Origin of the sequence: uncultured Shewanella sp. (assembly GCF_947501225.1) — a bacterium.
Lineage (GTDB): Bacteria > Pseudomonadota > Gammaproteobacteria > Enterobacterales > Shewanellaceae > Shewanella.
Genome location: NZ_CANMUW010000001.1, coordinates 59,167 through 85,008, shown reverse-complemented (window position 1 = coordinate 85,008; position 25,842 = coordinate 59,167). Strand labels below are relative to the sequence as shown.

Genomic DNA, 25,842 nt, shown 5'->3' with positions numbered 1-25,842 from the left:
AGAACACGTTAAAGCTATCACTCTGACACACAATTAACGCTTAAAATGTGAACTCTTGTCACTTACCTACAAATGGCTTAAAGGCATCACTATATAATACTTTGAAGCCGTCATCCTGCTTCTCTATCAGCATGATAGCCAGGCCCTCCTGCTTAGCCAGCTCCAATGATGCTTGCGTGCCCATCACCATCATAGCGGTTGCGTAACCATCGGCGACCATAGACTGTTTGTGTAGCACAGTTACTGACGCCAGCCTGTGATCGATAGGAAAACCATCGCGCGGGTCGATAAGGTGAGAGAATTGACGTCCCTCCTCCTCATAATAATTACGGTAATCCCCCGAAGTTGCAACAGCCATATCGCCGGGGGTTATCACCTGCTGTATCTCGCGATTATCGACATCGGGCTGCTCGATGGCAACCCGCCAGGGAGAGCCATCCATTTTTTGACCAAATACACTTAACTCTCCCCCCACCTCGACCAGATAACCGGGAACCCGATATTTATCCAGCACAGCGGCGACGATGTCGACACCAAAGCCTTTAGCTATCGACGACAGGTCCACATACAGATCAGGGTTTGTCTTACTTAGCTTAGTCCCGTCAAGATGCAGATACTCGATACCGGTCTTAGCTTTCGCCTCGGCAATGCTTGCCTCAGAGGGCAGCTTAGTCGGGCGTTTATCGGGGCCAAATCCCCATAAATTAACCAGGGGTCCTAAGGTGATATCCAGTGCACCACCGGTAACCTTATAAAGATGTATCCCTTCGGCAATAACAGATGCGGTATCTTTCGAGACTGTAACAGTCTCTTCGTGACTCATCCTGTTAAAGCGGGACAGCTCTGAGTCTGGCCTGTAGGTTGACATCTGGTCATTGACCTTTTCCAGCGCCAGATCTATCTCGGCTTGCAGCAAGTTGGCCTCAGGGAGTTGCTCATTAGGAACGACCTTGATGTGGTACGTCGTCCCCATGGTACTGCCCGAAAGCGATATGATTTCAGTCGGCTGAGTACAGCCTGAAACAAAAAAGGCTAGCCCGATAAGAGCTAACCAGTTTACTAAGGTCTTCTTCATTTTGACCTGGATCCTTAATCACTATTCTGTTTGCGAGCCACCGGAAGAGTCATAGGAAGCGAATGTGAAAGAGTTCACCCTCGCCTCCGACTCTCTGAACCGATAACAAATATCGCAGCAGATTCTAGCCTTCTTACAGCAGATTAGCCACCGAAGTCATCCAATAAGATGTTTTCATCTTCGACACCGAGATCTTTAAGCATGCCGATAACAGCCGCATTCATCATTGGAGGACCACACATGTAGAACTCACAATCTTCCGGTGCCTCATGGTCACGCAGATAGCTTTCATAAAGTACATTATGGATAAAGCCGGTCTTACCTTCCCAGTTATCTTCAGGCTGAGGATCTGATAAGGCAACATGCCAATCAAAGTTTTCATTATCAGCCGCCAGGCCATCGAAATCTTCTACATAGAACATCTCACGCTTAGAACGAGCACCATACCAGAAGCTCATCTTACGCTTGGTCTTTAGGCGCTTTAGCTGATCAAAGATGTGTGAGCGCATAGGTGCCATGCCTGCACCACCACCGACGAATACCATCTCATTGTCGGTCTCTTTAGCGAAGAACTCACCAAATGGACCGGAGATTGTCACCTTATCGCCCTCTTTGAGGCTAAAGATGTACGAAGACATCTTACCGCATGGCAGCGACAGGTTACGTGGAGGCGGCGTTGCAATACGCACATTCAACATGATGATACCTTCCTCTTCAGGATAGTTCGCCATTGAATAAGCACGAATTGTATCGTCATCGACTTTTGATTCCAGATTGAAGAAACCAAAGTGCTCCCAATCACCACGATACTCTGCAGGAATATCATAGTCTGCATACTTAACGTGATGGGCTGGTGCTTCGATCTGAATATAACCACCGGCACGGAAAGGTACCGAGTCGCCATCAGGGATCTGAAGCTTAAGCTCTTTAATGAAAGTGGCCTTATTATCGTTAGAGATAACTGTACATTCCCACTTCTTAACTCCGAAGATCTCCTCTTCGAGTTCAATCTCCATATCGGTTTTCACGTTTACCTGGCAAGATAAACGGCAGCCCTCACGAGCCTCACCTTTAGTAATATGATCCATCTCGGTCGGCAGAATGTCGCCGCCACCGGATTTAACGTGTACTTTACACTGGCCGCAGGTACCACCACCGCCACAAGCACTGGAAACGAAGATACCATTCTCAGCAAGTGCGCCTAATAACTTTCCACCTGCAGGCAGCTTAATACCTTTATCTGGATCATCATTGATACCAATTGTAATGTCACCACTGTTAACCAGCTTTGACTTGGCGAATAAAATGATCAACACCAAACCTAAGACAATCGCGGTAAACATACTCACACCAAGGTAGACCTCGAGTGGAGTAGATTTAAGAATATCCATTAACTTATCCTTAAAAGTCCGAAATAGGGACCCAGTGGGCCCCTGTTATAGGGACACACCAGAAAACGACATAAATCCAAGGGCCATCAAGCCGGCTGTAACGAAGGTAATACCTAAGCCACGCAGCCCGTCAGGCACATCAGCATATTTCAGCTTTTCACGGATACCAGCTAACAAGACAATAGCTAATGCAAAACCAAGTCCTGAACCGATACCAAACACCACACTCTCAGCCAGGTTGTAGTCACGCTCAACCATGAATGATACCGCACCAAAGATTGCGCAGTTTACGGTGATTAGCGGAAGGAAGATCCCCAGAGCGTTATAAAGTGGCGGGAAAAACTTATCCAACACCATCTCCAGAATCTGTACCAGTGCTGCAATAACACCGATGAAGGTGATGAACTTCAGGAAGCTTAGATCAGCTTCAGGAAGACCAGCCCAAGCCAAAGCACCCGGTGCTAACAGCCCCTGATAGATGATTTGGTTAACAGGAACCGAAATTGTCAGTACCACAACTACTGCAATACCCAATCCCATCGCCGTTGTCACTTTCTTTGATACCGCCAGGAATGTACACATTCCCAGGAAGAAAGAGAGTGCCATATTCTCGATGAAAATTGAGCGAATTAGCAAACTAATATAATGTTCCATCGCGCTTACCCTTTTGCTTCAACTTGCTCTGGCTTAATAGTACGGATGATCCAGATCAACGTACCGATTAAGAAGAACGCACTCGGTGGTAGCAGTAACAGACCGTTAGGCTGATACCAGCCACCATCTGAAATCTTGCTCAAGATCTCGACACCAAATAGCGAACCATTACCAAAGAGTTCACGGACAAAACCAACTGACAGCAGGATAGCACCATAGCCGATACCGTTACCTATACCATCCATAAAGCTCATCATTGGCGGCGTCTTCATCGCATAGGCTTCTGCGCGCCCCATTACGATACAGTTAGTAATAATCAAACCAACAAATACCGAAAGCTGCTTAGCCACATCGTAGGCATACGCCTGCAGTACCTGGTCGACCACAATTACCAGTGATGCGATGATGGTCATCTGTACGATAATACGTACGCTGCTGGGAATGTGATTACGAAGCATTGAGATAAACAGGTTAGAGAAGGCACAAACGGCTGTTAATGCTATCGTCATAACCAATGCAGTTTCCAACTTACTGGTTACAGCAAGTGCACTACATACACCCAATACCTGCAAGGCAATCGGGTTGTTACTCACGATTGGTCCCGACAGGACCTCCTTAAGTTCTTTAGCGTTAGCCATTAGCTCAGCCCTCCTTTACGAACTTTCTCGATAAAGCGAGCAAAACCTTCCTCACCTAACCAAAAATCTAATGAGTTTTGAACACCGTTACCCGTCAAGGTTGCACCAGAGAGGGTATCAACACCATGGATAGAAGCAGCTACAGCTGGGATCTTAGTGACCTTTATCGCTAACTCTCCCTGCTCGTTATAGAGTTTCTTACCGTGCCATTTAGCCATCCACTGAGGGTTTTGTACTTCACCACCCAGACCAGGAGTTTCACCGGAACCGGTAAATGAGTAATAAACCAGACTCTTAATGGTATTAATATCAGGCTCAACAGCTAAGAAGGCATACATGGTTGACCAGAGGCCGTAACCTTTAATCGGTAAGATGAGTGTCTCAGGGTTACCCTGCTCATCTTTAACCACATAGACAACGGCGGTATTTGCTACACGTTTAACCGACGCGACGTCATTTTGTGGTTTGAAGGATGTCTTCGTGTCACGCGCTGCCTTATCGGCATCGAATGAATCTGCATCGCCTTCAACCCATTCACCTGTTTTCAGGTCAACCAGCTTGGCTTCAACAAACTTAGCGTATGTAGCAAGCACTTCACCTTTATCGATTTTTGATGCTTTAGTATCGACAAGGCCAGCGGCTTCAAGAATATACTTCTGCTTATCGAGCAATTTATTCTCAATCTGGACAGGTCGCAGCAATACTGCAGCGGTTGATACAAAAACCGAACAGATAAAGCATAAACCGACAACCACAAAGAGAGTTCTGCCGAACGAATCTTTATTACTAGCCACGAGCGATCCTCCGCTTGATATTTGCCTGAACCACAAAATGGTCAAACAGCGGTGCAAACAGGTTGGCAAACAGGATGGCCAACATCATACCTTCCGGGAATGCTGGGTTAATGACACGAATAAACACGGCCATTGCACCAATCAAGATCCCGTAACTCCATTTCGCCTGGTTGGTAAACGAGGCCGATACCGGGTCGGTTGCCATAAACATCATACCGAAGGCAAAACCACCGAGTACCAGATGCCAGTACCAGGGCATAGCAAACATTGGGTTTGTGTCACTACCAATTGCATTCAGAAGCATAGAGACGGCAATCATACCGACCATAACACCCGCAATAATGCGCCATGAAGCTATTCGCATATAGACGATAACCGCACCACCCAGCAGCAGTGCCAGCGTAGAGACTTCACCCACTGAACCAGGAATGAATCCTAAGAAGGCATCCCACCAGTCCTGAGTAAATCCATACTCTAGTGTGCCCTGTGCCGCCTGGCTCAATGCTGTCGCACCGGAGAATCCATCGGCAACAACCCAGGAGGTATCACCCGACATGCTTAGCGGATACGCGAAGAACAGGAAAGCACGACCGGCAAGCGCAGGGTTAAGGAAGTTACGGCCCGTTCCACCAAATATCTCTTTTGCCACGACCACACCAAAGGTGATACCCAAGGCGACCATCCATAAAGGAATGTTAGGTGGAAGTGTCAGCGCAAACAGAATAGAGGTTACGAAGAAACCTTCGTTAACTTCATGGCCTCGAACCGAAGCAAACAAGACTTCCCATACGCCACCTACAGCGAATGACACCGCGTAGATAGGAAGGAAGAAACAGGCGCCATACCACATGAGCGTAGGCCAGGTAGAGCTTGCACTCAACTCGGTTCCAAACATGCTAAACAGGCTTACCTGCCAAACATCAGGAGCAGCAAAACCTGCAACCAATGCATCTTGAGCCTGAAGACCCACGTTATACATACCCACGAACATAGCAGGAAATACGCAGGCCCAAACCATAATCATCATACGCTTCAGGTCGAGGTTATCACGAACATGGGTCGCCCCTTTGTTTACCTGACCCGGTGTATAAAACACCGTATATGCGGCTTCGAAAAGCGCATAAAACTTCTCATATTTACCGCCTTTCTCAAACTGCGGTTCAATATTTTCGAAAAATTGCTTTAAGCCCATTAGCCTTCCCTCACGATCGTATCTAAACAGTCACGTAGATAAGTCGCATAGTCATACTTACCCGGACATACGAAAGTACACAGTGCCAAATCTTCTTCATCCAGTTCCAGTGCTCCCAGAGTAGCGGCACCATCGGTATCACCCGAGACCAGATCACGAAGTAACATAGTCGGAAGGATGTCGAGTGGCATTACACGCTCATAGTTACCGATGGGCACCATGGCTCTGTCTGAACCACCAGTACTCGTCGTCATATTGAAAAGACGAGAGGGAGAAAGGTGGCCAAGGAAGGAACGAGTAATAGAGAACTTATTCGGTCCTGGCATAGCCCAACCGAAAAACTCCTTCTCTCTTCCCTCTTCCAGGAGAGCAACTTGCTGATGAAAACGTCCCAGATAGGCATGTGGCCCGGTAGCGGTGCGACCGCTAAGAACCGACCCCGAAATAACACGCACTTCACCATCGGTTGTTTCACCGGCAGAGATCTCTGTGGTAGATGCACCGAGTTGAGTGCGAACGAGGCGCGGATTCGCCGCTTTAGGCCCAGCAATTGCAATTACGCGCTGAGTGTTTAGCTCACCGGTAGTAAATAGCTGACCAACAGCAATCACATCTTGATAACCAATATGCCAAACAGTTCTGTTAACTGAAGCAGGTAGAAGGAAATGAATATGTGTACCGGCGAGACCTGCAGGGTGTGCGCCTGCAAACTCTTCCACCTGTGCATTTGCAGCCGGAATATCGGCTCCGGGCGCTTTACACAGATACACTTTACCTTCGGTCAATCTCGACAGGACCTTAAGTCCGTTTGCAAAATCTTCTTTATGCTCACCGATGACCACTTCAGGGTCGGCAGCGAGAGGTTGAGTATCTATCGCGGTAACGAAGATGCCGGCAGCGGTAGAATCTACGGCTGGGGCTTTACTGAAAGGGCGAGTTCTCAACGCCGTCCACAGACCCGATTCAATCAGGTTGTCACGAACTTGCTGAGAGTCCAGTGTATCCAGTTGTGCTGCATCATACTTAGCAAAGGAAACACTCTCTTCCCCTTCCACAGCAATGACGACAGACTGAAGTACACGTTGAGCGCCCCGGTTAACTTCTTTAATGGTGCCACTGGCTAAAGCAGTATATTTAACTCCAAGGTTCTTTTTATCTTCAAAGATAACCTGACCTTTTTTGACTTTATCACCCACCTTAATTTTCATGGTGGGGCGCATGCCAATATACTCTTCACCCAAAGTAGCTACATGTTTAATGGCTGAGCCATTATGGATAACTTGCTCTGGTCCGCCTGCTATGGGCAGGTCCAATCCTTTCTTTATTGTAATCATATCCACAAGCACTACGTTATGAAGGAAAGAAAATGCGTCGCGTTCCAGCTAAACTTGACGAGTCTTCATCAAAAACCCCATCTCATTGAGCTAGCGCAGATTTATTACAGAAATGCGACCGCAATCACGCTGTTCGCGCGCATTTTACCGCAAATATCACGGTATCGCCATGAAAAATGTGAGTGTTTTAGGAGGATAATGAAGTTTTTTAGAATATGGTTCAGATCACACTTTAGTATTTATATTTGATTCAGACACTACTAAAGCAATTCAACACTCAGGCCTAGCAAGGTTATCGGAAATTTAAAAGAGCTAAATCCCCTTAAATAGATAAAATTTAAACAATTTTTAACCTAAGTTTAACCGCTCATTAATTAACCAAATAAACACCATTAACAGTTCATTTTTTAACCACCCCAAATACAACAAAAGTACCAAAATTGAGTCTAACTTACTAATCTCACGTTTTTTTTGATTGCTTAACTCAAGCAATATTGCCACATAAAAAAAGCGGCAAAGCCGCTTTTATCGAATAGGAATGATGTTATTTATAGACCGTTCAGTATCTCATCGCTCAATTTGAGCTCATCATTCTTATTAATACTGATACCGGAGGCGATAATGGAACGAGCTATGCTCTGCGCCTGCTCCAGGGAGTGCATATCGAATGTGCCACACTGATATTCGTTTAATTCGGGTATCTGAGCCTGCTCTGCAACTTTTAACACATCGTGCATCGATGCGAGCCAGGCTTCGGCCACATCAGCTTCTACCGGAGTGCCTATCAGGCTCATATAAAAACCGGTACGACATCCCATAGGGGAGATATCGATGATCTCAACCGAATCACTATTTAAGTGATCACGCATAAAGCCGGCATAAAGGTGTTCCAGGGTGTGAATGCCTCTTTCACTTAAGATATCTTTATTAGGCACACAAAAACGCAGATCGAAAACCGTAATCACATCTCCTTTAGGGGTTGTCATGGTCTTCGCGATTCTAACCGCAGGAGCCTGCATTCGGGTATGATCAACGGTAAAACTATCAAGTAAGGGCATATCTACTCTCCTGATGTTATGGCGTGAATGATAATGGTACCTGTGACGCACATCCGCCTTGTTATCTATTTACTCTGTTCAGCTGCATACTAGCACATAATTTGTACTATTTTCATACTCTTCAGTTATCAGGAATATTTTGAAATATAAGGTTTAACGTCTGACTGAGTAACAAAGACTGAATCCGGGAACAGATATAGAAAAGGCCATGGCAATAACCGCCATGGCCTTATTGATATAGGTAAGCCATTGTAACTCTAAAATCAGCCCTTACACTTAGGAGACGATGGAATATCGGCCTCTTGAGCCCATTCAGCCGGCGTAAAAGTATGCATAGATAATGCGTGTAAGCCATTAGCGAACTCGGCAGCTAACGCCTCATTGACCGTTCGATGGCGAGCCAGTAAACGTTTACCCTCGAATGAATCACAGGCAATGATCACCTTAAAGTGTGTCTCAGAGTTAGGCGGCACATGGTGATTATGGCTCTCATTAATCACTTCAAGGTGAGATGGAGAAAGAGCTGCGGTGAGTTTTTCGGTAATGATCTGTTCTACTGACATAACGATATTCTCAGTCATACATAAATGCTATGGCGGCAGATTACTGCCTGGGGGGGGAAAGGTCAACACCTCCCTACTCCCCTATAGCCGAGACAAGAATATTCAGTAAAGGATAATCAGTGAACTATAAGATGTTCACTCTGGCATCTTCACTCACACCTTCGAGCAACTCAACCACGCTCTCGGTACTGACCCCCTCGGGTACGGCAATATTCAGATTTGAAGAGAACACGGTTTGTCCTATAGGCGATACATGTACCCGGTTAAACTCCATATGCTCGATGACTAAGTCTAAATTCGTAAGTATATTAACGATATCCCGGGTCAGACCGGCACGATCACCGCAGTCCAGAGTCAGATGTAGTGCTCTGGAGGCCGCTGCGGGTTCTGCGATCACGTCATCGAAAACAAATTGCAGAGCTGCAAACTTTGCCACCAGCTCGGCTTTTAACTCAGCCTCGGCTTCGGGAGCGATAGCCACCTTCATCATGGCAGAGAAATGACCATCGAGCTTTATCACCTTACTCGTCAACCATTCCCCTTTGAAAGCACGAGTGACTTCCGCTAACGACTTGATGATACCCGGTGTGATTGGACCTATTACGGTGGTAATAAACAACTTATTCATGTGAAACTCCTTATTGCAGAAACAAACAGAGTGAAGCGCAATATCTTCTTTTCGATTCAGCTTAGAATATTTATCTGGTCAACATTGAGATCTGAGTAACATAAAAGCAGGCTGGCCACCTAACCTAATATTGGCACATATTTTCAGTCCGCAGCTATCTGTTTATGGAAATCTTTCACTAAGGTTCTGAAGGTAAAGTTAACCCTTGGCTCATGTACTTTCATTCGTTTAGGCAGGCTATGCTCCCAATGCCTCTGCATCGGCCACTGCATAATAAGGAGATCGCCACTCTCCAGAGAGACCCGCACCTTCTTATGGCTCGACTTATGACGAATGAAGAAGTCACGCGTCGCCCCCAGTGTCACAGAGGCAATATCACTCCCCGGTGCAATTTCCGGTTCATCATCACTATGCCAGCCCATAGACTCGCTGCCATCGGCATAACGGTTAACCAACACACCATTGCTCTGTATGCCGAAATCCCGTTCCAGCTTCTGTTGTAACAGGTGTACATACTTGGGCCAGGGTAAGGCTTCAATGAACAGGCCTGAATAGCGGTAATCACAACCCTCATCGCCAAACCACACCTGTGTTCTGGGAATGGGGTGCTGCTTGCCAAAAACCTTGATAACCGGGCGGGAGAGCGGGTAGCTCCTCACCTCCTGCAGCAGCGCCGCCTGCTGCGACTCGTCCAGATAACCACGAACAAGTTGAATCGGCGGCTTCACGTCGTTAGCGCTCAATTCTTGACCTGTTTGGCCCTGCTGAGAGTTGAACCCCAAATCTTGTTGTTTCATGCCCCCTCCTATCACCCTCGGCCTTACCGGCCAAATCCCGCCACCAGCAATAGTCATATGTACCTCGCAGGCTTAATCTGCGATAATATGCGCCCCTATTTTATTGGTGCAGTTTGGCATATGACAACACAATTTTCAGTCGACGGTATCGAGCTGGAGCTCGTCCGTTACCCTAAAAATCAGGAATCGAATCTACAGGCCTGGGATGCGGCCGACGAGCACCTGATTAAACACCTTAAAGAGACTGAACAACAGAGCGTTGTCACCGCTATCATCAATGATAATTTTGGTGCCTTAACTTCATGCCTGCGCAGTATCGATCCCGCATGGCCCTTAAGTGCCGAAACCGACGCCAGAACCAGCCTTTTAGGTGCACAGCAAAACCTGGAAAATAACCGACTCAACCCGGACAATATTCAGTGGCTAAATAGTCGTGAGGCTCTGCCGACCACTATCGAGCTGGTATTGATGAAGTTACCTAAAAACCTCAACTACTTCACCTATCAGTTAACCCGTTTATCACAAGTCTTACCCGAAGGAACTCAGGTCCTGATAGGCGCTAAAGCGAAATCGATCAACAAGCCCCTGCTCGAGCTCTTCGCCAGGAACCTGGGCCCGGCGAGTGCCAGCCTGACCTGGAAGAAAACCCGTGTCATCACCTGTATCACTGATGGAAAAGCACGTGCTCTGCCCAACGAGACTCAATGGTCGATTCCCGAGTTAAACCTTGAAATCACCAACCTGTGTAATGTGTTTGCCGCCGGCAAACTGGATATCGGGGCCCGCATCATGCTCGACAACATGCCTAAGGGTAACTTCAAGTCGATTATCGATCTGGGATGCGGCAATGGCGTGCTGGGGCTCAAGGCTAAACAGGTTTTTCCTGAGGCCTATATTCATTTTGTGGATGACTCTGAGATGGCGGTCGAGTCGGCGAGACGAAACTGGGCACTGAATAAATTAGATACACCGGGCCTGGTGGGCGAGCAGGCCACATTTAGTTGGGATGACTGCTTAACTCATCTCAATGCAGGTGTTCGCCCCGATCTGATCTTATGCAACCCTCCGTTTCATCAGGGAGAAGCGATTACCGATCATATCGCCTGGCAGATGTTCCTCCAGTCATGGCGCGCACTAAAAAATGGCGGCATCCTGCATGTGGTAGGGAATCGGCACCTGGCTTACCATGTGAAGCTACAACGTATCTTTAAAAACTGCACCACGGTCGCCTCTAACGGTAAATTTGTTATTTTACAGGCGCAGAAGATTAGTAAGAAGGCCGAGCCCCATGAGAATGGAGAAAGCTCCTCAGCCACACCTCATCCGCAAAGCTCACTCTATGGTGGCGTAAAAAAGTAACGCCGGTGAGAAACTAAAGAGGCAGGAGGATAGTGACTCCTCCTGCCTCCTGTTATTAACGCCTGGCTCCTGAAAGCCGCTCAGAAAAATGGCCAAAAGCTAACGCGTTCGGGTATTGAAACCTAGAAGCGATAGCTCATGCCGATATTAAAGTTTTGTACCTTAAGCTCTTGAACCGGCACATATTGATATTCGATATTCATGCCGATGCCCGACTGAAAACGTATCCCCCACCCCACGGCGCCATAGAAGTCGCTGCCGCTGGTTTCTACACTCTTGCTCACCTCACTGCTGAACGCCCGTGAGACATCGTAACTGAGCCGGTTGGCGCTGGCGCCGAGTTTGGCATAGAGACGGTTACTCTCCGATAGCGGAACCTGGCCGTAAATGGCGCCTCGAACACCTTTATAGCTGATATTATCAACTTCGGTGAACAAACCGGTAAACACTGACGCTACACCACCCGTACCACTAAATGCCCCGGCTTCGATACCGAAGTTTTCATTAAACATATAGCGGTAATATGCATCGATGGCGAAACTATCCCCGCCACCGGTTTCCTGCCCGGATTCGGATTCAAAATCCTGAATACCGTAACCTACACTGCCACCCACAATATGATTTGAATCACCGGCATAAGCCCCCACACTAAGCAAACTACCGATCACCAACAACAATCTTTTCATAATTAGTCCTTTATTAAGAAAGCTTTAATTTTTACTAAAGCCAATGTTCAATACCACTGAATCAAAAGAAACAAAATGATACAGAGGTTAATTTGAGAGCCAACTCAAAACACGCAGACAACAATTTGCTAGCAATAATAGATAGGCAAGCTGTACCTGAGCTGAACAAATTTAAGATAGCAGGAGGCGTTATGCCCTAAACTTTTGAGGGAGCGATGATATGGATAAAAAAACCAGGGGGATGGGCGAAAAATCGGTTATCTTACTCACCAACGTGCAAAGTGGTCTTCGGTAAGACCCAGTACATCATCGAGCAGATGTTTATTGCCAAAATTATCTATGATAAAACCTGAGTAGTAACCCAGGTACTGCCTGAAGTTACTCTTCAGCAATAACAGATTCATCTTCTCCTGCCTGCAGTTGACCGGCGTGAAGCTCAACTCAACCTGACCATTGTCCGAATAGATACGCCATGAGGCCTGAGTCTCTCTGCCCCCCTTAGCACTCGTCGTTCGTTGAAAATTAAAATGAACAGGTCCTAACAGGTGCCGCTCACCATTGATCCAGAAGACATTCTCATTGCAGCCGGTTTCATTGACCCCAGCCGCTAAATTGAGCCCGACAATACCGTCATGGGTATGGGCATTGATGCTTGCCCAACGCCAACTCGTCTCCCTGCGCATATAACCGGCAGAAAAATCATAACCGGCCAACGCTTTATTGAGTGGCTGAGGTTCACCATTGATGGTGAGCTCACCAGCCGGCTTAAGCCCGTTATGTTTCTGCGTATAGGTCCAACCGCTGTACCCGGTCGGACTACACATGGCCATGGGGAGGCTCAATACCGGGGGAGTGAGAGCTATCTCGGCGCGAATGGAGCGGGTCGCTATCGATACTCGCCATACACCACCATCTATGCTAAATGAGATGGAGGCATTCCGACCTCCCATCCTTGCAACACCGGACATAGGAGAGGGCGTTAATTGGTACCCGGTGCCCAAGGGCCTTAACCAGGTCGTCTCGGTAAGCGTGTTTTTACTGATATCATAGAGGTAACAAAATGCAGTGCCGACGTAACGGATGTCGGCGATGGCAACGCCGATGACAAAGCGGGGAGTGACGATATTAACAAATTGAAACTGCTTGTAGTTAAGGTAACGAGCCAGGGCGGAGGCTGGCTTATCCATCTCATTCAAATAATGGAACTGTTTCAGCCCCAAAGAGGTCACTGGCCCGTCAAAATAGCCGAAACAGGGGTTACCGTGACTCGACATCAAACATTCAGGCGCTCGCTGACTCTCAATCTTCCTCATATTTGAACGGTTTGACACCATCTACCACTCCCTGCTCATCTGATTTTTACTCTAACGTGATGATAGTAAAATTTAAAGCTTAATTTCTAGCACTTCCTCCCAACACATTATTCATCGTACGCCGATAGAGCGCCATGAAACGACAGCATCGAAGGCGATGGAATCGGATGGTAATTCTGGTATGCTGATGCCACGACATTCCGTAATGCTTAACTAAGAAAATCAAGATAATGAAACGTCTCTTTTTAATGCTAACCGCTGCTTTCACACTATCCGGCTGTGCGAACCAGATGCCGAGCCACATCGCACTGGATCCTCAGCTTCCGCTAGTTCAGCCACAGACCCTATCGCTACAAGAGCTGGCCATCGAGACCATAGATACCCGAGCTGCCAACTTTATTGTGCGCTTCAATAACGAAGGGGATGCCGCCAAACTTATCAGCCCCTCAGAAGCTCCCCGAAGACAGATGGATGAGGTGTTTCGTAAGGGATTTACCAAAGCTGGCTACCAGATAGATCCAAGCGCCGTGCAACATATTCAGTTTCAGTTAGAGCAGTTGCTGACTGACGTCAATGAAAGCACCTTCGGATTCGAGGCGAAAAGCAACATCATCATCAATGTCATAGCGAAAAACAGCACTCAGGAGCTCACCAAACGTTATACGGCTCGCGGAACACTCAAGGGCCCTTTCAATGCCGATTTTGCGACTTTAGAACTCGAGATAAATAAACTCCTCGGTCAATTAAGCAGCGACATCGTTAATGACCCTGAACTTAATCAGTTTATTCAACAGTAAACACGCCCCCAGTTACAACAAGAACAAGGAAGCCCCATGATCCGTTGGATTAATGCTCTATTCATACTCTGCCTAAGCCAGAGCGCTGTTGCCGTCGATATTCAACCCGACACCCTCTACCCGCAGGTACAGCTCGATACCAGCATGGGAAAGATAGTGGTGGAATTAGACAGAACACGGGCCCCCATTACAGTCGATAATTTCCTCACCTATGTAGTGAAAGGACATTATGATAACACCCTGTTTCATAGGGTTATCCCGGATTTTGTCGTTCAGGGAGGTGGATTAGATCTAAAACAGGAGGAGAAACCTTACGCGGATCCAATCGTTAATGAGTCCGGCAATGGGTTATCTAACACATTCGGGACCATCGCCATGGCACGAGACAATGACCCGCACTCAGCCACTAGCCAGTTCTACTTTAATGTGGGCGATAATGAACGCCTCGATCCCTCCTCCAGACGCTGGGGCTATGCTGTTTTCGGCGAAGTAACCGAGGGCGAAGAGGTACTTGCGGCCATGGCAGGTGTTGCAACTGAGCATAACACTAAACTTGACTGGCCCGACTTTCCCATAGAAGACATCATCTTAGAGAAAGCCACGCTACTCCCCAGAAAGTAATAGTTCAATATTTTTGACAGAATACCTGTCAAGAACGCAATATCCTTCTATACTACCTAGGCAGTAATAAGGAGGCGAGCCGATGACCCCGGATGAGTTCATCGATAAAAAAGCGCCCCAGCTGGCCCAATATGGAAAAGCATTTTTGAGCGATCAACTCGCTTTTAATGAGGTCCAGCTATATCTATGGGACGTCCTTGAAGAGTGGCAACAGTTCAATCACCAAGGTGATGCGCAATCAGATATGGAGAGAGTGTTCTGGCACCTGTTACATGCCTTTGATAAATGGCCTGATTGGATGATACGTGGTAACCAGTATCTGCGTAAGCAGATAGATGAGTGCTGTGATTATCTGAGTCTGGGAGGAAAAATACCAGAAGGCTGCATAGGCAACAGACCGATCTCCTGACAAAGTAGGAAGCTGAAATCATTTAAATGATCGCTTTTTGCTTTTACAGAAAAGCTCTGGCAGGTTTGCCCGGGCTTTTTTATTGCCCCCCTCCCTTGTGGCGAAAAAACCTCCACACACTAAGCCGTAGCGGTTTCAGGCATTTTTATCTTGAACCAAACTACACGCCCCCTTAAGCTAATCGTAATGACCATCTTGAAATCTATCTATGTCACCTGCATCAGGCTCTAAATATTCCCGCATCAAAGATGCTCTCACCATTTACTGTCATAAACGGGTACTGGTGCTACTCTTGCTTGGCTTCTCGGCCGGACTCCCTCTGATGCTGGTTTTTTCGACCCTCTCATTTTGGCTTAGGGAGGCTGGGATCGACAGAACAGCGATAGGCTACTTCAGCTGGATAGCGCTTGCCTACGGCTTCAAGTGGGCCTGGTCACCCTTAGTCGACAGGTTGTCACTGCCCATATTTACACGTCTGCTCGGCCGACGGCGAGGCTGGATGCTATTTGCCCAGATGTTGCTGGTGAGCGCCATATTGGGCATGTCCTTCAGCGACCCGCTACAAGACCTGGAGCGCCTGGCTCTGTTCGCCCTGATGGTGGCCTTCGCCTCGGCGACACAGGATATAGTGATAGACGCCTTTCGTATCGAGTCGGCTCCCGAGAAGATGCAGGCCGCACTGGCGGCAGCCTATCAGGTTGGTTATCGTAGTGCCATGATAGTCGCGACCGCAGGTGCCCTGACGATCGCGGCCTGGGTCGATCCCGGCAACAGTGAATATAATTTACTCTCATGGCAAACGGCTTACCTCACCATGGCGGCGCTCATGTCGGTGGGTATTATCACCACGCTCCTCAGTAAAGAGCCCGAAGTCGAAAACAGAGAGGCCGATGAGCAGGAGCAAGCACTTAAACAGACACTGAGCCTGCGCTACCCTAAGCCCGTTGCCGGCACCCTATCTTGGTTATACACCGCCAGCGTATTGCCATTTATGGACTTCTTTAAACGTTACGGACGCAATGCAATATTGATCTTATTGCTGATCTCCTGTTATCGGATATCAGATATCGTCATGGGGATCATGGCTAACGTCTTTTATGTCGATATGGGGTTTGCCAAGGAGGAGATTGCCGCCATCAGTAAGATCTACGGGCTGATCATGACCTTAGTCGGCGCGGGATTTGGCGGGGTATTACTGGCCAGGTACGGTACGATGAAGATACTCTTTATGGGCGCCCTGTTGGTCGCGGTGACGAATCTGCTATTCGCCTATCAGGCAGTGGTGGGCTATAACGTTCCGCTGTTAACCATCGTCATCTCAATCGATAATTTCAGCGCAGGTATCGCTACAGCGGCCTTTATCGCTTACCTTTCCAGCCTGACCAGTAACGGATACAGCGCCACACAGTACGCACTGCTCTCCTCTATCATGTTGCTTTTCCCCAAGTTTATTGCCGGTTTCTCGGGTGCCTATGTCGATGCCTACGGTTATGTAAACTTCTTCATCGGTGCCAGTATCATCGGCTTACCGGTATTGGGATTAGTACTCATGGTCGACAGGCGCACCCGACACGACGAGAGCCTCAGGCAGGCCCGACAGACAAAAAGTGACGAGTCACATGACTCGGCCGGTCAGCATACTTAACCTTGCGGGTGATCTGCTATAAAACAAAAAGCCCTCATGATGAGGGCTTTTTTAAGGTTTAGCGAAACAGTAACTCAGTCACGGAAGTTATTAAATTGGAATGGCTGACCCAGTTCAGACTCACGAGCGATCGCCATCACGGCCTGCAGGTCGTCCCGCTTCTTGCCGGTAACACGCACCGAATCCCCCTGAATAGAGGATTGAACTTTCAATTTACTGTCTTTGATTAACTTGACTAATTTTTTAGCGACCAGAGTCTCAATGCCCTCTTTAAAGCGCACCTTCAAAGAGAAAGTTTTACCACTGTGCAGCGCCTTTTCATCGACATCCATGGATGCGGGATCAACATTACGCTTGCTCATCTGCATACGTAATATATCGACCAACTGCTGGCACTGAAAATCATCTTCGGCAGATAGTGTGACAATATGATCTTTATACTCGATGCTCGCCTCTTTACCACGAAAATCATAGCGGCTTTTCAGCTCACGAACCGAGTTATCAACTGCATTTCGCAGTTCAACTTCATCCACTTCAGAAACAATATCCATTGAAGGCATTACAGTGTCCTCTTACAGTATTTTTTGTGGGGTTAGTTTAACGCATCTGAGGTAAATATGAAGCCTTAACAACGCGAGAAAGCGTCCGTTTAACGCCAAATAAAGCCCGATATTCTTAATGACAATCTGCCGTGGTTTTTCTATGATGGCGTAAACAACGAAAACTTCTGCGATATAGTGATATCAAGACGAAATCTTTTTAAAATGGCGCTGGCCTTAGCCCTGATACTTATCAGTTATCTGGTTTTCTCCAGACCTAGCTACCCTCAACTGCTCCCCCATATGGATAAGGTTGGTCATCTGGGTAGTTTTTTCTGCCTCTCTTATCTTACCCACTTAGCGTTCAGACCCAGATGGCAATATCTGGCTATCACTCTTGCCGGCTATGCCCTGTTCATAGAGCTGGTTCAGTCCACTCTCCCCTATCGCAGCGCATCTGTTGGTGACTTTATTGCCGATATGGCCGGGGTCATGCTGTTCTATCTGAGTCAATGGAGCTACCGTCGCTATTTTCGTGCAGCCAGACTCACCGATTAAAAATAACCTGATTAACACCGTAGAGAATATCCATGGGTCAACTACTGAATAAGACAGCCATTGCGATTCTGGGAGCCGGCGCCGTTGGTCAGCTGATCTATCAACAACTACGCACCGACGCAGATGCCCCGCTGTTCATCACCAGAGAGAGCGAGCAGCAACAGACAGTAACCTTTACCGCATTAGATGGTCAGGTGACAGAATCTACAGCGACTCTGCTCTGCGCCCATAGTGACCCCTCACTATTTGAGCATATTCGTCTCGTCATTGTCTGTGTCAAAGCCTACCAGGTGGGTGATGCACTCAAGTCCGTTATAGATAAGCTACCCAAAGAGAGCCACATCCTCTTACTGCATAACGGTATGGGGCCTCACCTGGAGGTAGCAGGTCAACTACGCGGACAGGGCTTAAGCTTAGGCACTACCTCGCAGGCGGCATTGAAACAGGGTCGCTGGCACATAGTCCAAACCGGCTCAGGCAGCACTCAGTTAGGCCCACTCACCACGCCAAATATGGGGCGGGAGTTGAAATCTCGCTTATTGGATGCCATCCCGGGGAGTCAGTGGTGCGAGCCGATTTTGCCTTCACTCTGGCATAAACTCGCCATCAATGCGGCGATCAACCCCCTGACAGCGATCCACAACTGTAATAACGGGGCATTAGCCCAGATGCAATATCGACAGCAGATCTCAGGGGTCGTTTCCGAGTTGGTTTCGGTCGCTGCGGCGGATGGGGTTAAGCTTGATGAGTCAGCACTCATTAACCGTGTGTACGAAGTAATCTCTCTAACAGCCGCTAACTTCTCATCAATGCATCAGGACATTGCCAACAAGAGAAAGACAGAGATCGAGTCGATAAATGGTTTTGTGGTGCAAAGAGCGAAGCAACATGAGTTATCAGCAAAGCTGAACCAGGACCTGCTGCTGCGGGTCAAAGAGATCGAATCTGCCTACCTCATTTAGTCTGAACTCATCACAGGCAAATGGTGAAGGTGCAAACGGGTATCGATGCGGCACACTTACTAACCCTTATTTGCTTATCAGGCGATCAGATATCCCGCCACCCTATTAAGGTGAAAACCTGGCATCTGAGTGCAGGGTTTCATTTTTCGTCTACTATTATGAGAGGTGAAAGTAGATTGAAAAATATGGAAAAATTATATGCAAAGAGAACAGTGGAACTCACGAATAGGCTTTATTCTGGCGGCTGTCGGTTCTGCTATCGGGCTGGGTAATATCTGGCGTTTTCCCTATATGGCTTATGAAAACGGTGGCGGCGCCTTCTTCATCCCCTATCTCTTTGCCATGATATCTGCCGGTATTCCATTTATGATTATGGAGTTCAGTCTGGGACATAAACTCAGGGGGGCGGCACCGCGGGTATTCTCCAGACTGGGGATCCATTATGGGATAAGGCTGGAGTGGTTAGGCTGGTTTCAGGTGCTTATCGCCTCTGTCATCGCCGTGTATTATGTGGCGATTATTGGCTGGACAATCTCATTCTTCGGCTTCTCATTTACACAGAGCTGGGGCAGTGACACCAACGCCTTCTTCTTTAACGAATACCTGCAGCTGGGTGATAACTCTCCCACCAGCTTAGGCATGTTCCAACCCCATATCGCCCTGCCGATGGCCATAGCTTGGGCCATCACTTCATTAGCAATCTTCACCGGAGTTAAAGGGGGAATTGAGCGCGCAAGCAAGATAATGATGCCACTGCTGTTCATCATGGTCCTGATCCTGATAGGCCGAATTGTGTTTCTTCCCGGCGCCCTGGAAGGGCTCAACTATCTGTTTCAACCCGATTTCAGCAAGATAATGGATACTAAGGTCTGGTCTGCCGCCTATGGTCAGATCTTCTTCACCCTCAGTGTGGGCTTCGCCATCATGCTCGCCTACTCGAGCTACCTTCCTGAAAAATCAGATATTAATAATAACGCCTTCATGACAGTGCTGATCAACTGTGGTTTCTCTATCCTGGGGGGGATCATGATATTCGGCGTGTTAGGCTACATGGCAATGGAGCAGGCTAAACCTTTAACCGAAGTGGTCACATCCGGGGTGGGGCTGGCATTTGTCACCATTCCGGCTGCCATAAACCTGCTCCCGGCCCCCTACCTGCTCGGGCCACTGTTTTTCCTGGCCTTAGTGGTGGCTGGACTGAGCTCTCACATCTCCATTCTTGAAGCCGTAACCTCTGCCATCATGGATAAGTTACACATGCCCCGCAAGAAAGCGGCTGCTATGGTGTGTGGCAGCGGCTTTATCGTCTCCATGGCGTTTGCCACTAACGGGGGACTGCTCCTGCTCGACCTTATCGACTACTTTATCAACAATGTCGCCCTGCTATTCAGCTGCTTTATAGAGCTTATCATTCTGACCTGGCTATTCAGAATTGCCGATATCCGGGACTACACCAACCGGCTCTCGGAATTTACCATAGGGATATGGTTCGAACTGTGCCTGCGCTTTATCAGCCCGGCCATGTTGGGCGTCATCATAGTCAGAAACTTAGTCAACACAATCAATAATGGCTATGGTGATTACCCTATTACCGATCAACTGCTACTGGGCTGGGGGCTCATCGTATTTATGCTGTTTATCTCTATATTGATAAACCTGGCATCCAATCATAAGGAGAAGCTATGAGTACCGGAGCGATAATTATGATGGTGATGGCCCTGAGCATCACCTGGGGTGGTGCCGCCATCTGTATTGCGATAGCGATGAGAGCCAGAAAGCTTAAGCCCTAGGCGCTTAACGGCTTATGAGGGCCTCTACCTTAGTTATCGCCTCAAGCGAGGCGCTATCCCGGCGGTAGGTCAGGTAGACAGGCCTGTGCCAGGGCTCACTACCTTCTACCCGATAGAGCTGCTCAGATTCGAGATAGAAGTTCACCATCGAAGCCGGCAGGTAAGCCGCCCCGCCTTTATCAAGTATGAAATCTAATGCGATTCTTCCCGTCGAGGTCCGAAGGTAGGGGGCTGGCATACGACTATGACGCTGGACGTGTTCGTTGGCAAAGCGTGTCCCCCAGTCGACATAGATATACTTTTGACTTAACGCGGTCTCGACATCCGTTGGCCTGGTTGCAACCAAGAGCAGTACTATCCCAGAGACTTGTGTACTCACCAGCTCATCGGACTTTAATGGATCGAAAGCAAAAGCCATATCAAGAGTTCGTTCAGATAAATTTCGGCTCAACTGTTCCCGGCTCAGGGCTTCGGCCTGAAAACCATAACCTTCAAATGCCTCAGCAACCTCACCTAACCTCTGCTGTAGATAGGCATCCCATATGTTAGGGGTTCCCGCCATCATAAGTTGTAACAGCTTATCATCACCAAGCGCCAACTCATTGAGGGCCTGCTCAAGCGTCTTCACCATCGTCTCGGCATAGGTTAACAGCCGCTCACCGGATGTGGTTAGCTTGATGCTGTTTCGATGACGAATGAACAACGGCTGACCGAAGAAGGACTCAAGTTGCTTTATACGGGCACTCACAGCAGCTTGAGTAATATATAAATTCTCGGCTGCGCGACCAAAATGGCGTGTTTTCGCCACCTCCAGAAATGTTTTAAATACCTTTACGTCCATCAAATTATCTCATTCGTGCCCGCCGTGAGAATAACAACAAACTCTTATGCTGACGACAAAAATAACTTGTTTCTCTTTTGCACTCAAAACGCCTATTTTCTCGGTAAGTATTTCGCTTATCCAGCTATGGCATCAAGATTAACAGGGGCTAACATGTGTGAAGAATCGTTTCGTTTCGGCCGAAAATGTTTTATCGATAATATCAACTTCCCTCGGGGATTCAGGAAGTCGGGAGACTTCACCTTAGCAGAATCTGAACTGCTAAGCCTCTACGGCGATACCCTGCTCTCCTTAGAATCCGGCGAGCTGGAACCTTTCACCTCCGAGGAGAGACATTTTGTCGAGATACTGCGTCAGCCCCACAAGGCCAGCAGCAGACTGGAACAGGTATGGTTCAAGTACGTCAAGCTAACCCGGGAACCAAGAAAATTCCACAGCCTGAACAGTTGTCACTCATACAAGCTCCCTGTCGATACGCTCAAGCAGTCGAATGTAAAACATGACGAGGCCAACCTGACAGATGCAAGTATATGATCTTGATGAGGTCCTAAACCTCATCGAACGAAAAGAGCTATTTTCCTGCAGGCTAGCCGGCTCCGGCTGTTACATCAAGATAGAGGAGTACCTCCCGGTGGTCTGTACCGCAATACATGCGGGTCACGAATTGCGACCAGATCTACTCAAGAGCTGTCAGCTCTCAGATGAGGAGCGTCATCTCCAAGAGTCCGGGTACACAGATGAGTTGATCAGTTCACAGCCTGTCACCCTTGTCTGTATGGACTCTCGCCTCGAGTACGACCTGAACCGCCCAAGGGCATTATCAACTTCTTACAGGCTGGCATCAAAACGGAAACTATGGGACAAGGCACACAGCGCTAAACAACGAGCCCTGAGTCATCGCAAACATCAGGACTTTTTCACTGTATATCAGGCCCTGATTGCGAAACTTGAGGGGCTGTTTGGGATGGTTATCGTTTTTGATATCAAGGCTTATAACACACAGGAGTACCTGCAGGCACCGCTATTCAATATAGATGCGACCCAGATAGAGATGCCACGATGGCAAGCCGTTATCAACAAGTTTCATAAAGAGCTTGATCTTATCTCGATACCCAATATGGCGAGCAACACAGCAATCGATCTCATCGACTCAGGAATGAACTACTTAACAACCCACACCAACGCAAAATTTGATCGTACCTTAGTGCTACCCACCCAGATCAGAAAGGTCTATGTCGACGTTGAAACCGGCAATCTCTACCCTCAGGTTCTGGATGCACTTAAACTGGGTTTAAAGCAGGCATTAAGTACAACCAGCGCCCTCTTCCAGCGCAAGTACAACCAGAGAAGTAAGGTACGTAGTGCCAACATGCTGAGCTCCACGATAGAACCGGCGGTACTCAATGTTGATGCTCAACTGTATCAACTCGCAAGCAGGGTCGGCATTCTCAAGTATGTCAATCCTATCAACCTCACCGCCGAACGACGACGCTTCGAAAGAGCGCCTGAACGGTTTGTACCAGACTTTCATTACCGGCAGCTGCCGCTGGATACCAATGAGTTTAAACAGAAGTTATATCGCATTCCCATCGAGCAGATCTCAGACCCGGCGATGAAGCGACTCTATTCCGATATGGTTAACTCCCTGAGTGAGCAGCTGGATCTACTCTCAAGCGTTGGGCAGGAGGCTTTCCTCTACCACTCTCTTCGTCACTACGGTCGTCCCGATGCCACAGACATAGATAACGCCAGGTTTATTCTCTACGCCAGAAAGCTTGAACATGATGGTGGGGAGATAATGGATGCGTCTGCAGCCTGCGAGTTAATGAAGCAGCAAGCCGTAGATTGGGGCATGCAGTGTAAGGTGCAGTTGAGCAGTACCCTGTTAGCCCGTGCCATGGTGAGCTCGGCTCCGCCTAAGTTGATGGTGAACAGTCATGCCCGCTTCAGCCATGCCGAGGTGCAAAGATTAAGTCATCATGAACTGGGCATACATATGGCGACCACACTGAACTCACGTCAACAACCGCTGAAGGCTTTGAGACTGGGACTTCCCGGTGCCACCCAAACTCAGGAGGGGTTAGCAATATTAGCCGAGCTCGATGCCGGGTACATGGCCCATGAACGACTCAACACCCTTGCCTATAGGGTGTTAGCCGTCGACTCTATGCTCAAAGAGCAAAAATTCTGCCATACCTATAGTTTCCTGGTCGACGAGATGAAAATGGACGCAGCGGATGCATTTGTTACCACGACCCGTGTCTACCGTGGCGGAGGCTTTACCAAAGACCACCTCTACCTCAGCGGTTTCATCCGGATAAAGGCTATCAGTGAAACGCGGAACTTAAGTAACCTATTGGTAGGAAAAACCAGTTATCAATACCTGGATCTTATCGATGAGTTAGTTGAAAGAAACTGGCTGACACCGCCTAAGTTCAATATCGGTGAAGATAAACACCAGCAGAAGATGAGCAACAATAGCAATCTGGACTACCTGCTAGATAGCCTGAGAAACTGCCCCCCCGTCTGAAACTATCACGATGCCGAAGCAAACAACACCGGCTCCCGGCATCACTGTTATCATAACTTCAGTCGATATGAGTTTAAGGTTGGCTGCATTTCTTATCCAAAAAGGGTAGATTACCGTCACATATTTCGCTGCACTGACGAATCCAGATGACGACATCCCGCCCAGAGCACCTGCTTCATTCATTTAAAAAAAGTGTGATATCTTACGCCATCATGCTTGTCGCCATACTCCTGTGCGTATATTGGCTCGACAGAGTGCTGGCTGATTTCATCTATCGACAATCTTTTGCCAACGCATTTATCAAGTTGCTGAGCAATACCCCCCTTGTTTTAGAGGTATTGGCCGGGGGTGTACTCGCGCTTTGTATTGCCCCGAAGCTGCGCCGGCAATATAGCTGGTTAGCGATACATCTGACGATGACCCTTATTCTGGCATCGATACTACGCGTGGGAGCGAAATACCTGTTTGGCCGCACCTGGCCCGAAACCTGGGTTAACAATAACCCCTCCTGGATAACCGATCGCATCGAAGGATTTCACCCCTTTGCCGAGGGACTCGCCTATAACTCATTTCCATCGGGCCATGCCCTGTTCACCTTCGCACTGGCAACCATCTTCTGGTATCACCTGCCCCGCTATCGGCCGTGCTGGATTGCCGCCATGTGTGCAGTCATCGCCGGACAGTTGGGGCAAAACTACCACTATCTGGGTGATCTGCTTGCCGGCGCCACCTTAGGTACCTTAGTTGCCCAGATGGTGATAGTTACAACAGGTAAGCTAAGAGTCCCGGGATTAGCCCCACATCACCAGGATGGCCGCAACGGCTATCATGACTAAGGCAAATACCTCTTTGATCTTTACCTGCTGCTTTAACCAATACATGGCAATCAGCAGCATGAAGAACACCTCTATCTGTCCCAGGGTCTTAACATAAGGTACGGCTTGAAGGGACATGGCACTGAACCAGCCTATGGATCCCAGACAGCTGGTGGTACTTGTCAGCAAGGTGAGCTTAGGCCGCTGCCAAAGCGCGGTTAAGGTCTGCTTATCCGACACATAGAGATAAGCCAGCAGCACGAGGGTTTGAATCGTTATCACCAACAGCAGCACCCAGGCGGCTCGGTGAGGAAAAGGTAGTTCCAGATTCAGACTCGCCTCTCTCACCCACAGAGATGTCAGCGCAAATGCGCTGCCGCACACCAGCCCTATAGCAGCGGTCAGCACCGAGATATCCTTTAGCCCCTGACGGCTGCTCATCATAAAGATAGCGACGCCGCCGATAATGACTCCGAGCCCCCCCGATAGCGAGAGTTGTGTGCCGAAAAAGATAACCCCTAATACCGCAGCCACCAAGGCCTCACTCTTGGCAAGCCCGGCTCCGACGGCAAAGTTCTTCATCTTGAATAACTTAACCATCAAGGCCGTTGCCAGTATCTGCATTGCCGCAGCCCCGAGCACATAAAGGGAGAAGACTGGTGAGAGCTCGGGTAATGCCACCGGGTGCCACAGATAAAGTGTCAGCAGATAAAGCCCTGCTATGGGTCCGGCCCAGATAAAACGCGCAAGCGTCACTCCGGCAACCTTGACCTCTCGACTCAATTGGCTCTGAAACGCATTTCGCCAGGCCTGCATGGACGCAGCTAGAAAGGTAAACAGGATCCACATAAAG

Annotated in this window: 28 protein-coding genes; 12 read left to right on the top strand and 16 right to left on the bottom strand. The window is 48.3% G+C overall.

Going from position 1 to position 25,842, the window contains the following annotated elements:
* Window positions 1–58: 58 nt before the first annotated feature.
* The 11 genes from Q1B47_RS00460 to Q1B47_RS00410 all read right to left on the bottom strand — a co-directional run bounded on the left by Q1B47_RS00460 (window position 59) and on the right by Q1B47_RS00410 (window position 10,124).
* The gene (locus Q1B47_RS00460) at window positions 59–1,075 is read right to left on the bottom strand and encodes an FAD:protein FMN transferase (RefSeq protein WP_299786921.1); all 1,017 of its coding nucleotides are present in this window, start codon (window positions 1,073–1,075) and stop codon (window positions 59–61) included.
* Between the two features lie 143 nt (window positions 1,076–1,218).
* Window positions 1,219–2,466: an NADH:ubiquinone reductase (Na(+)-transporting) subunit F gene (gene nqrF, locus Q1B47_RS00455; protein WP_299786918.1), complete on the bottom strand. Its 1,248-nt coding sequence runs from the start codon at window positions 2,464–2,466 to the stop codon at window positions 1,219–1,221.
* Window positions 2,467–2,511: 45 nt separating this feature from the next.
* The gene (gene nqrE, locus Q1B47_RS00450; protein WP_299786915.1) at window positions 2,512–3,120 is read right to left on the bottom strand and encodes an NADH:ubiquinone reductase (Na(+)-transporting) subunit E; all 609 of its coding nucleotides are present in this window, start codon (window positions 3,118–3,120) and stop codon (window positions 2,512–2,514) included.
* Window positions 3,121–3,125: 5 nt separating this feature from the next.
* Window positions 3,126–3,758 carry an NADH:ubiquinone reductase (Na(+)-transporting) subunit D gene (locus Q1B47_RS00445; protein WP_126505797.1) on the bottom strand — a complete coding sequence of 211 codons (633 nt, stop codon included), beginning with the start codon at window positions 3,756–3,758 and terminating at the stop codon, window positions 3,126–3,128.
* Complete coding sequence (locus tag Q1B47_RS00440; protein ID WP_299786899.1) at window positions 3,758–4,552, bottom strand: Na(+)-translocating NADH-quinone reductase subunit C; 795 nt, start codon at window positions 4,550–4,552, stop codon at window positions 3,758–3,760. The genes Q1B47_RS00445 and Q1B47_RS00440 overlap by 1 nt, the downstream gene beginning before the upstream one ends.
* Window positions 4,545–5,744 (bottom strand): NADH:ubiquinone reductase (Na(+)-transporting) subunit B, encoded by a 1,200-nt coding sequence (locus Q1B47_RS00435; protein WP_299786896.1) that lies wholly within the window; start codon window positions 5,742–5,744, stop codon window positions 4,545–4,547. Before Q1B47_RS00435 ends, Q1B47_RS00440 begins: the two co-directional genes overlap by 8 nt.
* Window positions 5,744–7,078, bottom strand: coding sequence for a Na(+)-translocating NADH-quinone reductase subunit A (locus Q1B47_RS00430; RefSeq protein WP_299786893.1), 1,335 nt, complete (start codon window positions 7,076–7,078; stop codon window positions 5,744–5,746). The genes Q1B47_RS00435 and Q1B47_RS00430 overlap by 1 nt, the downstream gene beginning before the upstream one ends.
* 548 nt (window positions 7,079–7,626) lie before the next feature.
* On the bottom strand, window positions 7,627–8,136 hold the full coding sequence (gene luxS, locus Q1B47_RS00425) for an S-ribosylhomocysteine lyase (protein ID WP_299786890.1): 510 nt from the start codon (window positions 8,134–8,136) through the stop codon (window positions 7,627–7,629).
* 263 nt (window positions 8,137–8,399) lie between these two features.
* Window positions 8,400–8,699 (bottom strand): BolA/IbaG family iron-sulfur metabolism protein, encoded by a 300-nt coding sequence (locus Q1B47_RS00420; RefSeq protein WP_299788754.1) that lies wholly within the window; start codon window positions 8,697–8,699, stop codon window positions 8,400–8,402.
* A 124-nt stretch (window positions 8,700–8,823) separates the two neighbouring features.
* Entirely contained in the window at window positions 8,824–9,327 is a 504-nt protein-coding gene (locus tag Q1B47_RS00415) for an ACT domain-containing protein (RefSeq protein WP_299786887.1), read from the bottom strand.
* 143 nt (window positions 9,328–9,470) lie between these two features.
* Window positions 9,471–10,124 carry an alpha-ketoglutarate-dependent dioxygenase AlkB gene (locus Q1B47_RS00410; RefSeq protein ID WP_299786884.1) on the bottom strand — a complete coding sequence of 218 codons (654 nt, stop codon included), beginning with the start codon at window positions 10,122–10,124 and terminating at the stop codon, window positions 9,471–9,473.
* 120 nt (window positions 10,125–10,244) lie between these two features.
* On the opposite strand from Q1B47_RS00410, the gene Q1B47_RS00405 reads away from it, so the two are divergent.
* Window positions 10,245–11,483, top strand: coding sequence for a methyltransferase (locus Q1B47_RS00405; RefSeq protein ID WP_299786881.1), 1,239 nt, complete (start codon window positions 10,245–10,247; stop codon window positions 11,481–11,483).
* A 122-nt stretch (window positions 11,484–11,605) separates the two neighbouring features.
* On the opposite strand, the gene Q1B47_RS00400 is transcribed toward Q1B47_RS00405, so the two are convergent.
* Window positions 11,606–12,169: a porin family protein gene (locus Q1B47_RS00400; protein WP_299786878.1), complete on the bottom strand. Its 564-nt coding sequence runs from the start codon at window positions 12,167–12,169 to the stop codon at window positions 11,606–11,608.
* A 266-nt stretch (window positions 12,170–12,435) separates the two neighbouring features.
* Complete coding sequence (locus tag Q1B47_RS00395) at window positions 12,436–13,482, bottom strand: DUF2804 domain-containing protein (protein ID WP_299788751.1); 1,047 nt, start codon at window positions 13,480–13,482, stop codon at window positions 12,436–12,438.
* A gap of 230 nt (window positions 13,483–13,712) precedes the next feature.
* Between Q1B47_RS00395 and Q1B47_RS00390 the strand changes: the two genes are divergently transcribed.
* From Q1B47_RS00390 to Q1B47_RS00375, 4 genes are all read left to right on the top strand, one after another.
* Window positions 13,713–14,279, top strand: a complete 567-nt coding sequence (locus Q1B47_RS00390; protein ID WP_299786875.1) for a YajG family lipoprotein — start codon at window positions 13,713–13,715, stop codon at window positions 14,277–14,279.
* A gap of 36 nt (window positions 14,280–14,315) precedes the next feature.
* Complete coding sequence (locus tag Q1B47_RS00385; RefSeq protein WP_299786872.1) at window positions 14,316–14,900, top strand: peptidylprolyl isomerase; 585 nt, start codon at window positions 14,316–14,318, stop codon at window positions 14,898–14,900.
* A gap of 82 nt (window positions 14,901–14,982) precedes the next feature.
* Complete coding sequence (locus Q1B47_RS00380; RefSeq protein WP_299786869.1) at window positions 14,983–15,309, top strand: hypothetical protein; 327 nt, start codon at window positions 14,983–14,985, stop codon at window positions 15,307–15,309.
* A 208-nt stretch (window positions 15,310–15,517) separates the two neighbouring features.
* Entirely contained in the window at window positions 15,518–16,954 is a 1,437-nt protein-coding gene (locus Q1B47_RS00375; protein ID WP_299786866.1) for an MFS transporter, read from the top strand.
* A 74-nt stretch (window positions 16,955–17,028) separates the two neighbouring features.
* Here Q1B47_RS00375 and Q1B47_RS00370 read toward each other — a convergent pair whose 3' ends face one another.
* The gene (locus tag Q1B47_RS00370; RefSeq protein ID WP_299786863.1) at window positions 17,029–17,514 is read right to left on the bottom strand and encodes a YajQ family cyclic di-GMP-binding protein; all 486 of its coding nucleotides are present in this window, start codon (window positions 17,512–17,514) and stop codon (window positions 17,029–17,031) included.
* A gap of 177 nt (window positions 17,515–17,691) precedes the next feature.
* On the opposite strand from Q1B47_RS00370, the gene Q1B47_RS00365 reads away from it, so the two are divergent.
* The 4 genes from Q1B47_RS00365 to Q1B47_RS00350 all read left to right on the top strand — a co-directional run bounded on the left by Q1B47_RS00365 (window position 17,692) and on the right by Q1B47_RS00350 (window position 20,803).
* Window positions 17,692–18,051, top strand: a complete 360-nt coding sequence (locus Q1B47_RS00365) for a VanZ family protein (protein WP_299786860.1) — start codon at window positions 17,692–17,694, stop codon at window positions 18,049–18,051.
* A gap of 32 nt (window positions 18,052–18,083) precedes the next feature.
* Complete coding sequence (locus Q1B47_RS00360; protein ID WP_299786857.1) at window positions 18,084–19,013, top strand: 2-dehydropantoate 2-reductase; 930 nt, start codon at window positions 18,084–18,086, stop codon at window positions 19,011–19,013.
* 198 nt (window positions 19,014–19,211) lie between these two features.
* On the top strand, window positions 19,212–20,699 hold the full coding sequence (locus Q1B47_RS00355) for a sodium-dependent transporter (protein WP_299786854.1): 1,488 nt from the start codon (window positions 19,212–19,214) through the stop codon (window positions 20,697–20,699).
* Window positions 20,696–20,803 (top strand): MetS family NSS transporter small subunit, encoded by a 108-nt coding sequence (locus Q1B47_RS00350; protein ID WP_299786852.1) that lies wholly within the window; start codon window positions 20,696–20,698, stop codon window positions 20,801–20,803. The genes Q1B47_RS00355 and Q1B47_RS00350 overlap by 4 nt, the downstream gene beginning before the upstream one ends.
* 4 nt (window positions 20,804–20,807) lie before the next feature.
* Here the strand turns inward: Q1B47_RS00350 and Q1B47_RS00345 are convergent, their stop codons facing one another.
* Window positions 20,808–21,644, bottom strand: a complete 837-nt coding sequence (locus Q1B47_RS00345) for a LysR family transcriptional regulator (RefSeq protein WP_299786850.1) — start codon at window positions 21,642–21,644, stop codon at window positions 20,808–20,810.
* 153 nt (window positions 21,645–21,797) lie between these two features.
* Here Q1B47_RS00345 and Q1B47_RS00340 point away from each other — a divergent pair, with 153 nt between their 5' ends.
* The 3 genes from Q1B47_RS00340 to Q1B47_RS00330 all read left to right on the top strand — a co-directional run bounded on the left by Q1B47_RS00340 (window position 21,798) and on the right by Q1B47_RS00330 (window position 25,010).
* On the top strand, window positions 21,798–22,178 hold the full coding sequence (locus Q1B47_RS00340) for a DUF413 domain-containing protein (RefSeq protein WP_299786848.1): 381 nt from the start codon (window positions 21,798–21,800) through the stop codon (window positions 22,176–22,178).
* Window positions 22,165–24,174: a flavohemoglobin expression-modulating QEGLA motif protein gene (locus tag Q1B47_RS00335; protein ID WP_299786845.1), complete on the top strand. Its 2,010-nt coding sequence runs from the start codon at window positions 22,165–22,167 to the stop codon at window positions 24,172–24,174. The genes Q1B47_RS00340 and Q1B47_RS00335 overlap by 14 nt, the downstream gene beginning before the upstream one ends.
* Window positions 24,175–24,320: 146 nt before the next feature.
* On the top strand, window positions 24,321–25,010 hold the full coding sequence (locus tag Q1B47_RS00330) for a phosphatase PAP2 family protein (RefSeq protein WP_299786842.1): 690 nt from the start codon (window positions 24,321–24,323) through the stop codon (window positions 25,008–25,010).
* Here Q1B47_RS00330 and Q1B47_RS00325 read toward each other — a convergent pair.
* Complete coding sequence (locus Q1B47_RS00325; RefSeq protein WP_299786839.1) at window positions 24,966–25,838, bottom strand: multidrug transporter; 873 nt, start codon at window positions 25,836–25,838, stop codon at window positions 24,966–24,968. The two genes, Q1B47_RS00330 and Q1B47_RS00325, sit on opposite strands and share 45 nt — an antisense overlap.
* Window positions 25,839–25,842 lie beyond the last annotated feature (4 nt).

What these genes read in the sequence shown, in the direction of transcription:
- Q1B47_RS00460 (WP_299786921.1), bottom strand. Translation starts at nt 1,075, where the DNA reads ATGAAGAAGACCTTAGTAAACTGGTTAGCTCTTATCGGGCTAGCCTTT.
- nqrF (WP_299786918.1), bottom strand. Translation starts at nt 2,466, where the DNA reads ATGGATATTCTTAAATCTACTCCACTCGAGGTCTACCTTGGTGTGAGT.
- nqrE (WP_299786915.1), bottom strand. Translation starts at nt 3,120, where the DNA reads ATGGAACATTATATTAGTTTGCTAATTCGCTCAATTTTCATCGAGAAT.
- Q1B47_RS00445 (WP_126505797.1), bottom strand. Translation starts at nt 3,758, where the DNA reads ATGGCTAACGCTAAAGAACTTAAGGAGGTCCTGTCGGGACCAATCGTG.
- Q1B47_RS00435 (WP_299786896.1), bottom strand. Translation starts at nt 5,744, where the DNA reads ATGGGCTTAAAGCAATTTTTCGAAAATATTGAACCGCAGTTTGAGAAA.
- Q1B47_RS00430 (WP_299786893.1), bottom strand. Translation starts at nt 7,078, where the DNA reads ATGATTACAATAAAGAAAGGATTGGACCTGCCCATAGCAGGCGGACCA.
- luxS (WP_299786890.1), bottom strand. Translation starts at nt 8,136, where the DNA reads ATGCCCTTACTTGATAGTTTTACCGTTGATCATACCCGAATGCAGGCT.
- Q1B47_RS00420 (WP_299788754.1), bottom strand. Translation starts at nt 8,699, where the DNA reads ATGTCAGTAGAACAGATCATTACCGAAAAACTCACCGCAGCTCTTTCT.
- Q1B47_RS00415 (WP_299786887.1), bottom strand. Translation starts at nt 9,327, where the DNA reads ATGAATAAGTTGTTTATTACCACCGTAATAGGTCCAATCACACCGGGT.
- Q1B47_RS00410 (WP_299786884.1), bottom strand. Translation starts at nt 10,124, where the DNA reads ATGAAACAACAAGATTTGGGGTTCAACTCTCAGCAGGGCCAAACAGGT.
- Q1B47_RS00405 (WP_299786881.1), top strand. Translation starts at nt 10,245, where the DNA reads ATGACAACACAATTTTCAGTCGACGGTATCGAGCTGGAGCTCGTCCGT.
- Q1B47_RS00400 (WP_299786878.1), bottom strand. Translation starts at nt 12,169, where the DNA reads ATGAAAAGATTGTTGTTGGTGATCGGTAGTTTGCTTAGTGTGGGGGCT.
- Q1B47_RS00395 (WP_299788751.1), bottom strand. Translation starts at nt 13,482, where the DNA reads ATGAGGAAGATTGAGAGTCAGCGAGCGCCTGAATGTTTGATGTCGAGT.
- Q1B47_RS00390 (WP_299786875.1), top strand. Translation starts at nt 13,713, where the DNA reads ATGAAACGTCTCTTTTTAATGCTAACCGCTGCTTTCACACTATCCGGC.
- Q1B47_RS00385 (WP_299786872.1), top strand. Translation starts at nt 14,316, where the DNA reads ATGATCCGTTGGATTAATGCTCTATTCATACTCTGCCTAAGCCAGAGC.
- Q1B47_RS00380 (WP_299786869.1), top strand. Translation starts at nt 14,983, where the DNA reads ATGACCCCGGATGAGTTCATCGATAAAAAAGCGCCCCAGCTGGCCCAA.
- Q1B47_RS00375 (WP_299786866.1), top strand. Translation starts at nt 15,518, where the DNA reads ATGTCACCTGCATCAGGCTCTAAATATTCCCGCATCAAAGATGCTCTC.
- Q1B47_RS00370 (WP_299786863.1), bottom strand. Translation starts at nt 17,514, where the DNA reads ATGCCTTCAATGGATATTGTTTCTGAAGTGGATGAAGTTGAACTGCGA.
- Q1B47_RS00360 (WP_299786857.1), top strand. Translation starts at nt 18,084, where the DNA reads ATGGGTCAACTACTGAATAAGACAGCCATTGCGATTCTGGGAGCCGGC.
- Q1B47_RS00355 (WP_299786854.1), top strand. Translation starts at nt 19,212, where the DNA reads ATGCAAAGAGAACAGTGGAACTCACGAATAGGCTTTATTCTGGCGGCT.
- Q1B47_RS00350 (WP_299786852.1), top strand. Translation starts at nt 20,696, where the DNA reads ATGAGTACCGGAGCGATAATTATGATGGTGATGGCCCTGAGCATCACC.
- Q1B47_RS00345 (WP_299786850.1), bottom strand. Translation starts at nt 21,644, where the DNA reads ATGGACGTAAAGGTATTTAAAACATTTCTGGAGGTGGCGAAAACACGC.
- Q1B47_RS00340 (WP_299786848.1), top strand. Translation starts at nt 21,798, where the DNA reads ATGTGTGAAGAATCGTTTCGTTTCGGCCGAAAATGTTTTATCGATAAT.
- Q1B47_RS00335 (WP_299786845.1), top strand. Translation starts at nt 22,165, where the DNA reads ATGCAAGTATATGATCTTGATGAGGTCCTAAACCTCATCGAACGAAAA.
- Q1B47_RS00330 (WP_299786842.1), top strand. Translation starts at nt 24,321, where the DNA reads ATGACGACATCCCGCCCAGAGCACCTGCTTCATTCATTTAAAAAAAGT.
- Q1B47_RS00325 (WP_299786839.1), bottom strand. Translation starts at nt 25,838, where the DNA reads ATGTGGATCCTGTTTACCTTTCTAGCTGCGTCCATGCAGGCCTGGCGA.